This window comes from Janthinobacterium sp. FT14W, assembly GCF_009208755.1.
Lineage (GTDB): Bacteria > Pseudomonadota > Gammaproteobacteria > Burkholderiales > Burkholderiaceae_D > Janthinobacterium > Janthinobacterium violaceinigrum.
In genome coordinates this window covers 1-14142 of sequence record NZ_WFLL01000041.1, presented here as the reverse complement: position 1 = coordinate 14142, position 14142 = coordinate 1, and the positions used below count along the sequence as shown (strand labels likewise).

General features: G+C 65.5%; 11 protein-coding genes, 2 tRNA genes and 1 pseudogene. 5 read left to right on the top strand and 9 right to left on the bottom strand.

Translation table 11 applies throughout. The features are described from left to right. Window positions 1-65 precede the first annotated feature (65 nt). Together GCN74_RS22350 and pgi are read right to left on the bottom strand one after the other, a co-directional pair. On the bottom strand, window positions 66-962 hold the full coding sequence (locus GCN74_RS22350; RefSeq protein WP_152258716.1) for an SMP-30/gluconolactonase/LRE family protein: 897 nt from the start codon (window positions 960-962) through the stop codon (window positions 66-68). An 8-nt stretch (window positions 963-970) separates the two neighbouring features. Next, window positions 971-2635 carry a glucose-6-phosphate isomerase gene (gene pgi / locus GCN74_RS22345; RefSeq protein WP_152258715.1) on the bottom strand — a complete coding sequence of 555 codons (1665 nt, stop codon included), beginning with the start codon at window positions 2633-2635 and terminating at the stop codon, window positions 971-973. Window positions 2636-2969: 334 nt separating this feature from the next. Between pgi and edd the strand changes: the two genes are divergently transcribed. The 3 genes from edd to GCN74_RS22330 are packed head-to-tail and all read left to right on the top strand — an operon-like array spanning window position 2970 to window position 6092. Continuing rightward, window positions 2970-4883: a phosphogluconate dehydratase gene (edd, locus tag GCN74_RS22340; RefSeq protein ID WP_152258714.1), complete on the top strand. Its 1914-nt coding sequence runs from the start codon at window positions 2970-2972 to the stop codon at window positions 4881-4883. 3 nt (window positions 4884-4886) lie between these two features. Further along, window positions 4887-5516 carry a bifunctional 4-hydroxy-2-oxoglutarate aldolase/2-dehydro-3-deoxy-phosphogluconate aldolase gene (locus GCN74_RS22335; protein WP_152258713.1) on the top strand — a complete coding sequence of 210 codons (630 nt, stop codon included), beginning with the start codon at window positions 4887-4889 and terminating at the stop codon, window positions 5514-5516. A gap of 24 nt (window positions 5517-5540) precedes the next feature. Next, on the top strand, window positions 5541-6092 hold the full coding sequence (locus GCN74_RS22330) for a hypothetical protein (protein ID WP_152258712.1): 552 nt from the start codon (window positions 5541-5543) through the stop codon (window positions 6090-6092). 7 nt (window positions 6093-6099) lie between these two features. Here the strand turns inward: GCN74_RS22330 and GCN74_RS22325 are convergent, their stop codons facing one another. From GCN74_RS22325 to GCN74_RS22275, 7 genes are all read right to left on the bottom strand, one after another. Continuing rightward, a complete protein-coding gene (locus GCN74_RS22325) occupies window positions 6100-7158 on the bottom strand; it encodes a LytR C-terminal domain-containing protein (protein WP_152258711.1) in 1059 nt (352 codons plus the stop codon). After that, on the bottom strand, window positions 7155-7682 hold the full coding sequence (locus GCN74_RS22320) for a sigma-70 family RNA polymerase sigma factor (RefSeq protein ID WP_152258710.1): 528 nt from the start codon (window positions 7680-7682) through the stop codon (window positions 7155-7157). Before GCN74_RS22320 ends, GCN74_RS22325 begins: the two co-directional genes overlap by 4 nt. Before the next feature lie 181 nt (window positions 7683-7863). After that, window positions 7864-7940, bottom strand: a tRNA-Met gene (locus tag GCN74_RS22315). A 59-nt stretch (window positions 7941-7999) separates the two neighbouring features. After that, window positions 8000-8076, bottom strand: a tRNA-Met gene (locus GCN74_RS22310). Window positions 8077-8727: 651 nt separating this feature from the next. Then, window positions 8728-9675 (bottom strand): tRNA (adenosine(37)-N6)-dimethylallyltransferase MiaA, encoded by a 948-nt coding sequence (gene miaA / locus GCN74_RS22285; RefSeq protein WP_152258708.1) that lies wholly within the window; start codon window positions 9673-9675, stop codon window positions 8728-8730. 78 nt (window positions 9676-9753) lie between these two features. Continuing rightward, window positions 9754-11661 carry a DNA mismatch repair endonuclease MutL gene (gene mutL, locus GCN74_RS22280; RefSeq protein WP_152258707.1) on the bottom strand — a complete coding sequence of 636 codons (1908 nt, stop codon included), beginning with the start codon at window positions 11659-11661 and terminating at the stop codon, window positions 9754-9756. A 139-nt stretch (window positions 11662-11800) separates the two neighbouring features. Beyond that, on the bottom strand, window positions 11801-12742 hold the full coding sequence (locus GCN74_RS22275) for a peptidylprolyl isomerase (protein ID WP_152258706.1): 942 nt from the start codon (window positions 12740-12742) through the stop codon (window positions 11801-11803). Window positions 12743-13021: 279 nt separating this feature from the next. Here GCN74_RS22275 and GCN74_RS22270 point away from each other — a divergent pair, with 279 nt between their 5' ends. Further along, a complete protein-coding gene (locus GCN74_RS22270) occupies window positions 13022-13672 on the top strand; it encodes a VTT domain-containing protein (protein WP_070223029.1) in 651 nt (216 codons plus the stop codon). Window positions 13673-13880: 208 nt separating this feature from the next. Further along, window positions 13881-14142, top strand: a pseudogene (locus tag GCN74_RS22265) (carbonic anhydrase family protein); the annotation flags it as partial.

The following is a 14142-nucleotide window of genomic DNA, read 5'->3' as shown; positions in this document are numbered from 1 at the left end:
CCCCAGCCTGAATGAAAAAGCGCCGGACCCTCGCGGGTTGCGGCGCTTTTTTATGCGTGCAACGATTACGCCTGGTACGGCGTTTCCGGCTGTCCTGCCACGTCCACGCGCACGGACAGCACGTGGCCCGTCAGCGGGTAGTCGGCGATTTCGGCAGCCGAGCGGTTGTGGCTGGCGCTGGTGATGTACAGGGTGCGCAGGTCGGGACCGCCAAACGTCACCATGGTGGGGCAGCGCACGGGCACGGTAATTTCGCCCAGCAGGTGGCCATCGGGGGCAAAGCGCAAAATCTTGCCGCCTTCAAACATGGCCGACCAGTAATTGCCTTCGCTGTCGACGGCCGCGCCGTCCGGGCGCCCGCCGTAATCAAGCGCTTTCTTGTCCATGGAAAAGCGCTGGAACGGCTGCGGTTCGGAAATGGCGCCCGTGGCCGTGTCGAAGTCGAAGCGGTCGATGCGGTGCGTGGTGGTATCCGAGTGGTACATGGTGCGCTTGTCCGGGGAAAAGCCCAGGCCGTTCGACACCGTCATGCCGCCCGACCACACCTTGCGTACATGGCCCTTTTCCAGCACGAACATTTCTGCAGCGTCAGCGCTGCGCGGCTCGAAGATGGTGCCGACCCAGAAGCGTCCGGCGGGGTCGACCTTGCCATCGTTGAAGCGCGTGGTGGTCATGTCGAACGGCGCCGGGGCGATTTCCGCCAAGCTGCCGGTCTTCGTGTCGAGGTGGGCAAAGCCGCTGCGCAGGGCGACGATCAGGCCGCCTCCGGCGTTGATGGCCAGGGCCGACGGTTCCGTCGGCATGCTCCATTGCTCGTGCTTGCCGCTGGCCGGGTGCAGGCGGTGCACGGCGCGGCCATCGATGTCGACCCAGTACAGGGCCGCTTCCTTGCCATGCCACAGCGGACATTCGCCCACTTGCATGGGCTGGTCGCTGACTACCTTGATTTCGTAAATATTCATTGATCTCCTTAATACGCCGCCTTGGCTGCGCGCGCCAGCGCGATCAAGCCATTGGTCGAGCTGTCATGGTGGTCGGGACGGGCTTCGCCCGTCAGTTCGGCCTGGATTTTCTTGGCCAGCACCTTGCCCAGTTCCACGCCCCACTGGTCGAAACTGTTGACGTTCCACAAGACGCCCTGCACGAAGGTCTTGTGTTCGTACAGCGCGATCAGGGCGCCCAGGGTGGTCGGGGTCAGCTGGTCCATCAGGATGGTGTTGCTGGGGCGGTTGCCGGGGAAAGTCTTGTGCGGCACGAGCGCTTCGATTTCGCTTTCCGGCAAGCCTTGCGCCTGCAAGTCTAGCCGCACTTCCTCGCCCGTCTTGCCCGTCATGAAGGCTTCCGACTGGGCAAAGCAGTTGGCCAGCAGGGCGTCGTGATGGCCAGGCAAGTCGTGCGTGGCGCGCAGGGCGGCGATGAAGTCGATGGGCGTGATGTCCGTGCCCTGGTGCAGCAGCTGGAAATACGCGTGCTGCGCATTCGTGCCGCAGTCGCCCCAGATGACGGGCCCCGTGGGCACGTCGACGGGCTGGCCATCCTTGGTGACGCGCTTGCCGTTGCTTTCCATGTCCAGCTGTTGCAGGTAGGCGGCAAAGCGGCTCAGGTCCTGGTGGTAGGGCGCGATGGAGACGGAGCCGCAATCGAGGAACTGGCGGTTCCAGAAACCCACCATGGCCAGCACCACGGGCATGTTCTGTTCCAGCGGGGCCTGGCGGAAGTGCTGGTCCATCGCATGCGCGCCGGCCAGGAAATCGCTGAAGTATGCGAAGCCCACGGACAGGGCCACGGCCAGGCCGATCGAGGACCAGACGGAATAGCGGCCGCCGACCCAGTCCCAGAACGGGAACATGTTTTCCGGCGCAATGCCGAAGTCGACGATCGCTTGCGTGTTGGTCGAAACGGCCACAAAATGCTGGGCCAGATCTTTTTCTTCGCCTTCCAGCAGGAACCAGGCGCGCGCCGTGTTGGCGTTGAGCATGGTTTCAGCGGTGACGAAGGTTTTCGAGGCAACGATGAACAAGGTGGTTTCCGGATCGACTTTGGACAGGGTCGCTTCCATGTCGTGGCCGTCGACGTTGGACACGAAGTGCATTTCCAGGCCCGGGTTGGCGTAGGAGCGCAGCGCCAGGCAAGCCATTTTCGGGCCCAGGTCCGAGCCGCCGATGCCGATATTGACGATGTCGCAGATCGGCTTGCCCGTGTAGCCGAGCCAGCTGCCATTGCGCACCTTGTCCGTGAATGCCTTCATGCGTTGCAGCACATCGTGCACGTCGGCATCGATATCCTGGCCGTCGACGACCAGCTGCGTGCCGCGCGGCGCGCGCAAGGCCGTATGCAGAACGGCCCGATGTTCGGTAAGATTGATTTTCTCGCCCGTAAACATGGCTTCGCGCTGCGCTTCCACGCCGCGTTCGCGGGCCAGGTCCATCAGCAGCGCCATGGCGGTGGCGTCGACGCGGTTCTTCGAGTAATCGAGCAGCAGTCCTGCCGCATCGACTGTCATGCTGGAGAAACGCGCGGGATCGGCGGCGAACAGCTGGCGCAGATGCACGTCGCGCAGGCTGGCGCCATGCGCTTGCAGGGACTGGAAACTGGCGGTGGCGGTGATGGCAGGAGTAGGTGCTGGCTGGCGCATGGCGGTCGGCTTGGGTGCTTGTCTCGGTTGAAAGGAGCGCGGCGCGTTCGTCGTGGCGAACGGGGTGCCGGCGTTGGTATGAGAATAATACATCAGAAAAACGTAATTTCACTACAGTTTGTGTCGTGACGCTGATTTTGTTGTGCTTTTTTTAGCGATTGTGCCAGCGGCATATAAGGAAGGGGTGGGCGGGTGCCGATACGCGATATTGCCCGGGTTTGCTCTGAAAAGCCCCAATCCGTGGCTTATTTGTGTTGTTGGTCCATGCAAGAGTGCTTCTCCTTCACCATTTTGTAGTAAAATTTCACGAAATACTCATTTTTAAGGAAATCCCATGACGCTGCATCCAGTAGTCGACTCCGTAACAGCGCGCATCATCGCGCGCAGCCGGCCATCGCGCGGCGCCTACCTGGCGCATCTGGATGCAGCCCGCATCCAGGGCGTGCAGCGCGGCGCCCTGTCGTGTACCAACCTGGCGCACGGCTTTGCCGCCTTTCCCGCCAACGACAAGCTGTCGCTGAAGGAATACAAGAAGCCTTCCGTGGCCATCGTATCCTCGTACAACGACATGCTGTCGGCGCACCAGCCGTTTGAAGGCTTCCCGCAGATCATCAAGCAGGCCGTGCGCGAAGTGGGCGCCGTCGCCCAGTTCGCCGGCGGCGTGCCCGCCATGTGCGATGGCGTGACGCAAGGCCAGCCGGGCATGGAACTGTCGCTGTTTTCGCGCGACACCATCGCCATGTCGACGGCCGTGGCGCTGTCGCACAATATGTTCGACGCGGCCCTGTACCTGGGCGTGTGCGACAAGATCGTGCCGGGCCTGCTGATCGGCGCGCTGCACTTCGGCCACTTGCCTGCCGTTTTCGTGCCGGCCGGTCCGATGACGTCGGGCCTGTCGAACCAGGAAAAAGCCAAGGTGCGCCAGCTGTATGCGCAAGGCAAGGCCACGCGCGAAGACTTGCTCGAAGGCGAGTCGAAAGCCTACCACGGCGCGGGCACCTGTACCTTCTACGGCACGGCCAACAGCAACCAGATGCTGATGGAAGTGATGGGCCTGCACTTGCCGGGCGCCGCCTTCATCACGCCGAACACGCCGCTGCGCGATGCGCTGACAAAAGCTGCCGCCCAGCGCGCCGCCGGCATCACGGCGCAAAGCGCCAATTACCTGCCAGTTGGCCATATCGTCGACGAGAAATGTATCGTCAACGCCGTCGTGGGCTTGCTGGCCACGGGCGGTTCGACCAACCACACCCTGCACCTGGTGGCCATTGCCAAGGCGGCCGGCATCGTCATCGACTGGAACGATTTCAATGAGCTGTCGGCCATCGTGCCTATGCTCACGCGCATCTACCCGAACGGCGACGCCGACGTCAACCATTTCCACGCGGCCGGCGGCACGGGCTATCTGATCCGCGAACTGCTGGACGCGGGCCTGCTGCACGAAGACGTCAATACCATCCTGGGCCACGGCTTGCGCGCGCACTGCATGGAACCGTTCCTGGGCGAAGACGGCAAGGTCTTCTGGAAGGATGCGCCGGCCGCCAGCGCCGACGAAAGCGTGCTGCGCCCCGCCTCGAACCCGTTCGCGCCGGACGGCGGCATGGTCCTGGTGGCCGGTAACCTGGGCCGCGCCGTGATGAAGGTGTCGGCCGTCAAGCCGCAGCACCGCGCGGTGGAAGCGCCTGCCCTGGTATTCAATTCGCAGGAAGATTTCATGGCCGCCTACAAGGCCGGTTCGCTGGACCGCGACTTCGTTGCCGTGCTGCGCTTCCAGGGCCCGCGCGCCAACGGCATGCCGGAACTGCATGCGCTGACGCCGGCGCTGGCCAACCTGCAGGATGCGGGCCGCCATGTGGCGCTGGTCACCGATGGCCGCATGTCGGGCGCGTCGGGCAAGGTGCCGGCCGCCATCCACGTATCGCCTGAAATCCTCGCCGGCGGCCCCCTGGGCCTGGTGCGCGACGGCGACATCATCCGCCTCGACGCCTTTACGGGCGTGCTCGAGGCGCTGGTGCCGGCCGACGTCTGGCATGCCCGTTCGCTGGTCACGGCAGATCTGTCGCCGAACCACATCGGCATGGGCCGCGAGCTGTTTTCCATGTTCCGTTCCACCGTCAGCGCGGCGGAAGAGGGTGCCACCACCTTCGGCCTGCCGTCGCCGATTCCCACCACCGTCGCCTTGCACGACGCCGACAATGTCGGCGATACTGTGCCCGGTTCCGATGAAGACTTTTTGGCTAGGAAATAAGAGATGACCATGACACTACTGGAAATTATGCGCACCTCGAGCGTGATCCCCGTGATCGCGATCGACGACCCTGACCACGCCGTACCGCTGGCGCGCGCGCTGGTGGCGGGCGGCATCCGCGTGCTGGAAGTAACCTTGCGTACCAAGCACGGCCTGGAAGCGATCCGCGCCATGTCGGAAGTGCCGGGCGCCATCGTCGGCGTGGGCACCTTGACGCGTCCCGAGGAATTTGCCCAGGCGCGCGATGCGGGCGCCGTGTTCGGCGTCTCGCCTGGCCTGACGTCCGCCCTGGTGGCGGCGGCGAAAAGCAGCGGCCTGCCCCTGCTGCCTGGCGTGATGACGCCCGGCGAAGTGATGGCGGCGCGTGAAAACGGCTTCCAGCAGCTGAAGCTGTTCCCGGCCGTGCCGGCCGGCGGCATCGGCATGCTCAACGCCATCTACGGCCCCCTGCCGGACGTGACGTTCTGCCCGACGGGCGGCATCTCGCAAGAGACGGCGTCGCAGTTCCTGGCGCTGAAGAACGTCGCCTGCGTGGGCGGTTCGTGGCTGACGCCGAAAGACGCGATCGCGGCCGGCAACTGGGACCGCATCACGGAAATCGCCAAGGCAGCCAGCGGCCTGCGCTCGGTCTAATCGGTAGCGGCGCGGCAGGCTTGCATGCCTGCCGCGCTGTTTACTCCATTTCTCATGCGCGTCTTGCGCCGCCCCCTGACCATCGGCGAAACCGCCATGGCCCGCAGCGTCTTTCGCGACGCCATCGACTACGCGCGCGTGCGCGTGGTGCGCGGCTCCTTTTTACCGTTTGGCCTGCAAGACCAGAACACGGCGATGACGCCGCGCGGCAGCCTGCACTTCATGCCGGCCCAGTACCGCGACGATTTTTCGCGCGAGGGCAACGGCGGCAAGCTGTTCTTCATCCACGAAATGGTGCACGTGTGGCAGTACCAGCTCGGCTACGGCGTGCTGCTGCATGGCATGCTGCTGGCGCTCTGCGGCGGCTATATCCGGCAGCGCGCCTACCGCTACGATGCGCAGGCGGGCGGCATCCTGTCCGACTTCAACATGGAACAGCAGGGCGACATCATCGCCCACTACTTCGGCGCACGCCAGCTGGGCATCCCCGCCTGCGTGGCAAAGCTGCCCCAGCTGCAGGATATCCTGCAGGGTTTCCTGCTCGATCCCGCCGACCGCCGCCTGCTGCCGCGCTGATACCGTGTCACGGCGCAGTGTTCGATGCCAGGCGCACGTCCGGCGCGCGCAGGCTGGCCGCCGCATCCTTGCCCAGCAATAAACGCAGGTCTGCGCCCGCGCCGATGCCGCTGTCGCCGGTGGCCTGCAGCTGGGGCATGCCGCCCAATGCCAGGGCCAGGGTGGCCGCCGCCTGCGCATGGCCGGGGCGGTAGACGATGCTGCTGGCCTGGACCGCGTATGGCCGCTGGTTGCCCAGCCGCAGCACGCTGATGCCCATGCCGCCCAGCATGCCGCGCATGCGCGCCGCCAGTCCTGTTGCGCCATTGCCGTTGATGACTTCCAGCCGGGGCAGCGTTGCGGCCGGCGCTGTCCGCCTGACGGGGGGCGGCAAGGCCGCTTGCGCGGTCACGGGCGCATCGCGCCAGCTGAGGGCAAAGATATTGGGCTGCAATTGCGTCAGCTGCAGGCGGCTGGCCGGTGCCGTGGCTACGGGCGCGGGCGCCAGGTCGGCTTCGATGGCGTCCGCGGCGGCATCGACCGTGCCGACGCTGCGCGCCAGCGCCGCGATGGACAGCGCCAGGTTGGCGCGCGCCGGCTGCTGGCCATTGTCTAGCTGCAGCGACTGGCGCAGCACGTCCGCCGCCTGGGCGTAATCGCCCTGCAGGTACAGCACGTAGCCGAGGTTGTTGTAGGTCCTGGCCGTGGGCGCCTCCTGCGCCAGTGCCTGCAGCATGGTGCGCGCCGTTTCCAGCTGGCCCAGCTGCGCGTGCAGCACGGCGGCGCCGTTGCGCGCATCGGGCGCAGCGGGCACGAGCAGCAGGGCTTCGCGGTAGGCGGCCAGCGCCGCGCGCGCAGGGCGGTGATCGCCGCCGGCCGGCTCGCGCACGGCGTTCAATTGACGCAATACGTTTTCCATGCCGGCGGCCGCCGTCGCGTGCAGCGGGTCGGCCGCCTTCCACGCCGCGTAGCCGGCTTGCGCGGTGTCGCGCTCGGCCGGGTCGTCGGCGCTCAGGCGCACGATCCAGTGCGCGGCCTGTTCGGCGATGGCGTCGGCGCGCTGGCCGTGCATGGCGCCGCGGCTCATGCTGCCATGCCCGGGCAGGCGTGGCGGCAGGCCAGCAAGGCTTGCACCAGGTATTTTTGCACCATGCGCGTGGAGACGTCCAGTTGCGCGGCGACGGCGGCCTGCGGCTGTTCTTCCAGGTAGTGCAGCAAAAAGGCTGCGCGCGCCTTGGCGGATAATCCCGCCAGCGCCGCGGCGATCTGTTCGAGCGCCTGCACGGCCATCAGGATCTCGTCCGGCGACGGCGCGCCGGGCAGGCTGTCGGCCAGCAGGGCCAGTTCGGCCAGGTAGCTGCGCTCGAGCACTTGCCGGCGCGCGCGGTCGAGCAGCAGCCGCTTCGCCGTGGTGGACAGATAGGCGCGCGGCTCGCGCATGCCGAACAGCGCGTCGCGCGAGGCGATGATGCGCACGAACGTGTCTTGCGCCACGTCGGCCGCGCCGTGCGGGCAGCTGAGTTTTTTGCGCAGCCAGCCGACCAGCCAGCCGTGATGCTCGCTGTAGAGCGAATGCACTTGCTGTTGCAGGCTGGGCTGGATGGCGGACATGGGCGATGAATAATATGAATGAGAATTATTCTCATTGTAAGCGCCAGTGGCGGCTTGCCACAATCCCCAATGCATGGGGAGGGGCCAGGTGTTGCGTACAGGCCGCACGCGGGGCGGCGCCAGAAATGAAAAAACCCGCCGCTGCACGGGGCAGGGCGGGTTCATCAATGCTGCTAATTCTTGGTGGTGATAGGTGGACTTGAACCACCGACCCCAGCATTATGAATGCTGTGCTCTAACCAACTGAGCTATATCACCAGACAGACCGGTCAGACCGGATGCTCGTTTTGACCAGGAAAAACCTGATCGCTATTCTTTGGTGGTGATAGGTGGACTTGAACCACCGACCCCAGCATTATGAATGCTGTGCTCTAACCAACTGAGCTATATCACCCAACAGCCGAGCATTATCCAGTCTTCCCATTTCCTTGTCAATGCCGGCGCAAAAAAATGTGCGGATTTTTCACGCGCCAGCGCAGGCATGATTATTTTTGTAACGGCAGCAGCAGTGGCTGGATCTGCGCCAGCATGGCGCTGGCCGGATCGGCACCCAGGCAATCGATGACGATGCGCTCGGGCATGGAGCGTAGCCTAAGTCGAGCCTGGCGCCTGGCCGGTTGTTGCGCGGCGAGGCTTATGTCAGCGAAGGGGCGATCTGCGCCAGCATGGCGCTGGCCGGATCGGCACCCAGGCAATCGATGACGATGCGCTCGGGCATGGAGCGCAGCCTAAGTCGAGCCTGGCGCCTGGCCGGTTGTTGCGTGGCGAGGGCTATGTCAGCAATGGGACGATCTGCGCCAGCATGGCGCTGGCCGGATCGGCACCCAGGCAATCGATGACGATGCGCTCGGGCATGGAGCGTAGCCTAAGTCGAGCCTAGCGCCTGGCCGGTTGTTGCGTGGCGAGGCTTATGTCAGCGAAGGGGCGATCTGCGCCAGCATGGCGCTGGCCGGATCGGCACCCAGGCAATCGATGACGATGCGCTCGGGCATGGAGCGTAGCCTAAGTCGAGCCTAGCGCCTGGCCGGTTGTCGCGTGGCGAGGCTTATGTCAGCGAAGGGGCGATCTGCGCCAGCATGGCGCTGGCCGGATCGGCACCCAGGCAATCGATGACGATGCGCTCGGGCATGGAACGCAGCCAGGTCAGCTGACGCTTGGCCAGCTGGCGCGTGGCGATGATGCCCGTCTCGCGCAGGGCGGCGCGGTCGATGCGGCCATCGAGGTAATCCCAGGCCTGGCGGTAGCCCACACAGCGCATCGACGGCAAGCCCGGATGCAGGTCGCCGCGGCGGCGCAGCTGTTCCACCTCGTCGAGCAGGGCGTCATTTTTCAGCATGAGGTCGAAGCGCGTGGCGATGCGCGCGTGCAGCACGGCGCGGTCCGACGGCTCCAGCGCGAACGATTGCAGCTGGAACGGCAGCACGGTCTTTTCGCGCCGGGCCAGCAGGGCCGACATGGGCTGGCCGGACAGGGCGATGATTTCCAGGGCGCGGCCGATGCGCTGCGCGTCCTGCGGCGCCAGGCGCGCCGCCGTGACGGGGTCTTGCCGGGCCAGGCGCGCATGCATGGCGGGCCAGCCGATGGCGGCCGCGTCCTCTTCCAGCTGGGCGCGCAGCGCGGGATCGGCGCCGGGCAAGTCGTCGAGGCCATCGGCCAGGCCCTTGAAGTACAGCATGGTGCCGCCGACGAGCAGCGGCAGCTTGCCGCGCGCCGAGATCTCCGCCACCAGGCGCAGGGTATCGTTGCGGAACTGCGCCACCGAATACGCGTCCAGCGGATCGATGATGTCGATCAGGTGATGCGGCACGGCCGCCAGTTCTTCCGCCGTCGGCTTGGCCGTGCCGATATCCATGCCCCGGTAGACGAGGGCGGAATCGACGGAGATGATCTCGGACGGAATGGCTTGCGCGATGGCCAGCGCGCTGGCCGTCTTGCCGCTGGCCGTGGGGCCCATGATGGCGACGGCCAGGGGGAGGTGTGGGGTGTTTTTCATGATACTTTTTGATGTACTTGCGATGGGAGCCCCAAGGCAAAGGCTGGGGTCAGACCCGTCGGGTCTGACCCCGGAATTTTATTGGCCGCGCAGGAACAGCTTGTCCAGCGCGTTGATCTCCACCTGCACCCACGTCGGCCGGCCATGGTTGCACTGGTCGGCGCGTTCCGTGCTTTCCATCTGGCGCAGCAGCGCGTTCATTTCCTGTACCGACAGGATGCGGTTGGCGCGCACGGCCGTGTGGCAGGCCAGGGTGCCCAGCAATTCGTTCTGGCGCTCGATCAGCACGCGCGAGCCGCCGTATTCGCGCACGTCGCGCAGCACGTCGCGCGCCAGAGTCTGCGCGTCGGCGGTTTTCAGCAGGGTGGGCACGGAACGCACGGCCAGGGTGGTGGGCGACAGGGCGGCGATATCGAAGCCCAGCGCCTTCAAGGTGTCCTGGTTTTCATTCGCCGTCGACACTTCGATGGCGTCCGCATAAAACGTCACGGGGATCAGCAGCGACTGCACCTGCATGTCCTGGCCCGAGACCTGCGCCTGCAGCGCGTTTTTCAGCTGTTCGTACAGGATGCGCTCGTGCGCGGCGTGCATGTCGACCAGCACCAGGCCCTTGGTATTTTGCGCCAGGATGTAAATGCCGTGCAGCTGGGCCAGGGCAAAGCCCAGCGGATATTCTTCGCGCGCTATCGCTTCGGGCGAGGCGATGTACGGTTCCACCTGCGTGATGGGAGAACTGGCAGCGGCGCCGCCGAACAGGGCGCCGTACGCCGCCGTGTCCTGGGCCACGCCGGGCGCGTCGGCAAAGAACGGGCGGGCCGCGCCCGGCGTGGCCGGGGCGAAGGTATTCGTAAACTGCGCGCCGAACGAGGTTTGCGTCTGTTCGCGGCGCCAGATGCCAGGGCCGCCCAAACCCGCGCCCGCAGTATCACCGCTCAGGGTGGAGGCGGCCGGCAGGGGCGCCGGCACGCTGCCGAAGGCCGTGGCCGACGTTTGCGCCAGCGCGCGCTGCACGGCGTGGAAGACGAACTGGTGCACGGAGCGGCTGTCGCGGAAGCGCACTTCGATCTTCGACGGGTGCACGTTGACGTCGACCAGGGCCGGGTCGAGGTCGAGCGCCAGCACGTACGAGGGGAAGCGGTCGCCATGCAGCACGTCCTGGTACGCCATGCGCACGGCGTGCACCAGCAGCTTGTCGCGCACGAAGCGTCCGTTGACATAAAAGAACTGGCCGTCGGCGCGCGCCTTGGACGCCGTCGGCAAGCCGGCAAAGCCGTGCAGGCGCAGGGTGCCGGCCGATTCGTCCAGCGCCAGGCGCGCTTCGGCGAAGTCATTGCCCAGGATGTGGGCGCTGCGCTTGGCCAGTTCGCTGATATTCCACTGGTCGATGGTGCGGCCATTGTGCGACAGCGAGAACGACACGTCGGGCCGCGCCAGGGCGATGCGGCGCACGACCTCGGCGCAATGGCCGTACTCCGTCTGCTCGGACTTGAGGAACTTGCGCCGCGCGGGCGTGTTGAAATACAGGTCCTGCACGTCCACCGTGGTGCCGTGCGCGCCCGACGACGGCGAAACGCTGCCATTGTGCGAGCCGACGATTTCCCACGCGTGGGCCGCATCCGCCGTGCGCGACGTCAGGGTGACGGCGGCGACCGACGCGATCGAGGCCAGCGCCTCGCCGCGAAAGCCCAGGGTGCCCACGTTCTCCAGGTCGCTCAGCGACGCGATCTTCGACGTGGCGTGGCGCGCCAGGGCCAGCGGCAACTGGTCTTTATCGATGCCGCGGCCGTTGTCGGTGATGGCGATGCGTTTCACGCCCCCTTCTTCCAGGCGCACGGTGATCTGCGTGGCGCCCGAGTCGAGCGCGTTTTCCAGCAACTCCTTGACGACGGCCGATGGCCGCTCGACCACCTCGCCGGCGGCGATTTGCGAAATCAACTGGTCAGGCAGGGCCTGGATCGGGCGGTGGGGCGTGATGGGAGCGTTCATGCGGTAATTATACCGGGGTCAGACCCTCAACGCCGCCAGCGCAAAGCGTAGCGACTACGCACTTGGGGTCAGACCCTCAACACCGCTAACGCAAGATTTGGCGCCAACGTATCCGGGGGTCTGCCCCCAGCCTTGGTCTTTATTTACTCCCCACTTCCCGCACCGGTATCGGCGCATTGCACACGTCGATGTGGCCGGCCGTGACCTTGCTCCACGGGCCGCCGCGGTGGCGCTGGGCTTCCAGCACGGCCTGGTAGGCGGCGCTGTCCGTGCGCATCACTTCCAGATTGGCGCGCTGTGCGGGCGGCACGCTGGCGGCCAGGCGGATGGCCTTGATCGGCACGTTTTTCTCGGGGCTGTCATAAAAGCCCATGGGGCCCGTGCCGCGCGGCAGGGTGGACAGCAGCGGCATGCCGGAGACGACTCTGCCGACGACCGTGATGTCGCGGTCCAGGTGACGCGGCGACTGGCCGATGACGGCGTACAGCTCCGTGCCGCCGCCGCTGTCGCTGGCGCTGTCGCGGCCCACGCCCACGGTGGCATAGCAATGCGTGAGCCAGGCCGTGCCGGTTTTCGGATCGCGCGCGGACGGGAAGCCGTTCGAGTGGCCCACCTGCGGCGCATAGCCGTCGGCGTCGGGCAGGCGCGTGAAGCTCTTGATGTTTTTCAGGGGGACGGTGAATTCGCCGGGCAGGGTGCGCCGCGCATGCTGGATCGGCTTGGGATTTTTTTCGTCCGGATCGCCCCATTGCGCCACCCAGTTGTCCTGCGCGCGCGTGATGGCCAGGCCGTCGTAATACTGTTCGGCCACCAGGGCCTTGATATTGGCCACGTGTTTCGGCGCGAAGTCGGGCGCCAGTTCGATCACCACGCGGCCGGCGGGAATTTCCAGGTACAGGGTGTTGTCCGGGTCCAGCGAACGCCAGTCGGACGGTTGCGACGCCTTGATCGCGTCGGCCAAGGTCGCCTTGGCGGGCAGCTCGGCGGGCGCCTTGATCTGCACGGGCGCCGCATGGGCGGACAGCTGGGCAAGGCCCAGCACGGTGGCCATGGTCAGGCCATTGAGTGGATGCAGACGCATGTTCTTTCCTGTTCTCTCCTGGTCGGCGCGGGTTGCGCCGGTCAGAAAGTGTATACCGGAATGGCAATATTTCGTTGGAAAAACATTGCGTGGGCCTAAGCGCGTATGCCGGCGGGGAAACGGGCCTGAGCAGGTTGGCGGGCGGATTTCCTTAACCTTTCCTTAAAATGCCACACGCGCACGGGCGCCGCATAATTAATCCTGAAATATCGGGCCGGGGACTGCCGTTGCGCCGGCCGGGTGGTGTATGATTCCGCCGCTACCTTTAGGGAAAAATATATGGATTTTGTGCAATTCCTCGACATGATCGTGCATGTCGACAAGACGCTGGGTCTCTTGATCGAGCAGTACGGTACCCTCGTGTATGCGGTGCTGTTTGCCATTATTTTTTGCGAGACAGGCCTCGTGGTCCTGTTTTTCTTCCCTGGGGATACCCTGCTGTTCATCGCCGGCGCGTTTTGCGCGACGGGACAAATGCACCTGGGCTTGCTGATTGCCTTGCTGGTGACGGCCGCCGTCACGGGCAATACGCTCAATTACTGGATAGGCGAGGCCATCGGGCAAAGGGTGTTTACCCACGATTACCGCTGGATCAACAAGGATGCCATGCGCCGCACGCATGAGTTCTTTGAAAAGCATGGCGGCAAGACCATCATCCTGGCCCGCTTCGTGCCGGTGGTGCGCACCTTCGCCCCCTTCGTGGCCGGCATTTCCGACATGACGCATGCGCGCTTCCAGATGTACAACGTGACGGGCGCCCTGTTGTGGGTGGTGGGCCTGGTGACGGCGGGCTACTTCTTCGGCAATATCCCGTGGATCCGCGACCACCTGACCTTGATCGTGCTGATCGGTGTCGGCGCCGCCGTCGTGCCCGTGGTACTGGGCGGCTTGTGGAAACTCTACAAACGCATGGTCGGCAAGTCGGCCTGATGCCCCGTCGATCCGGGGCAAGCGCGCTGCGGCACAGTCCGCAGCGGGCCCCGGATCCGCTTGTTCTCCCCGCCGTTTCCGTTTTCCTCCCGCGCTGATTCAAGTTTTGTTGCTTTCCAGCCGTAAACCAGAGGGTATTCTCACTTTCTGGATTTCCATGCGACATTTGAGCGCCCTGTTAGCTTGCAGCCTTGCCGCGATGGCGGCCATGGCAAGCGCCAAAGATGCCCCCGCTGCGGCGGCCGCCGCCGCATCCGCGTCGGCGAGTGCGCCCATGTCGGCGTCGGCGCGCGCGGCCGCCATGAAAACCCTGAGCGAATCGGTCAAGGGCAAGGAGGCCAAGGCGCCTGTCGTCGTCGCGCCCACGGCGCGCGAGAAGGAAGAAGCGGCCGAAGTCGACCTGTCCGAACGCATCGCGGCGCGCCTGGCGGAAATGCGCGCCACCCAGGCGGCCCGCGCCGCCGCCCGCG

Bases quoted from the DNA above. Each gene is read 5' to 3' on its own strand.
- mutL (WP_152258707.1), bottom strand. From the start codon at position 11,661: ATGAACGCTCCCATCACGCCCCACCGCCCGATCCAGGCCCTGCCTGAC.
- GCN74_RS22320 (WP_152258710.1), bottom strand. From the start codon at position 7,682: ATGTCCGCCATCCAGCCCAGCCTGCAACAGCAAGTGCATTCGCTCTAC.
- GCN74_RS22325 (WP_152258711.1), bottom strand. From the start codon at position 7,158: ATGAGCCGCGGCGCCATGCACGGCCAGCGCGCCGACGCCATCGCCGAA.
- GCN74_RS22275 (WP_152258706.1), bottom strand. From the start codon at position 12,742: ATGCGTCTGCATCCACTCAATGGCCTGACCATGGCCACCGTGCTGGGC.
- GCN74_RS22335 (WP_152258713.1), top strand. From the start codon at position 4,887: ATGACCATGACACTACTGGAAATTATGCGCACCTCGAGCGTGATCCCC.
- GCN74_RS22350 (WP_152258716.1), bottom strand. From the start codon at position 962: ATGAATATTTACGAAATCAAGGTAGTCAGCGACCAGCCCATGCAAGTG.
- GCN74_RS22270 (WP_070223029.1), top strand. From the start codon at position 13,022: ATGGATTTTGTGCAATTCCTCGACATGATCGTGCATGTCGACAAGACG.
- miaA (WP_152258708.1), bottom strand. From the start codon at position 9,675: ATGAAAAACACCCCACACCTCCCCCTGGCCGTCGCCATCATGGGCCCC.
- GCN74_RS22330 (WP_152258712.1), top strand. From the start codon at position 5,541: ATGCCTGCCGCGCTGTTTACTCCATTTCTCATGCGCGTCTTGCGCCGC.
- edd (WP_152258714.1), top strand. From the start codon at position 2,970: ATGACGCTGCATCCAGTAGTCGACTCCGTAACAGCGCGCATCATCGCG.
- pgi (WP_152258715.1), bottom strand. From the start codon at position 2,635: ATGCGCCAGCCAGCACCTACTCCTGCCATCACCGCCACCGCCAGTTTC.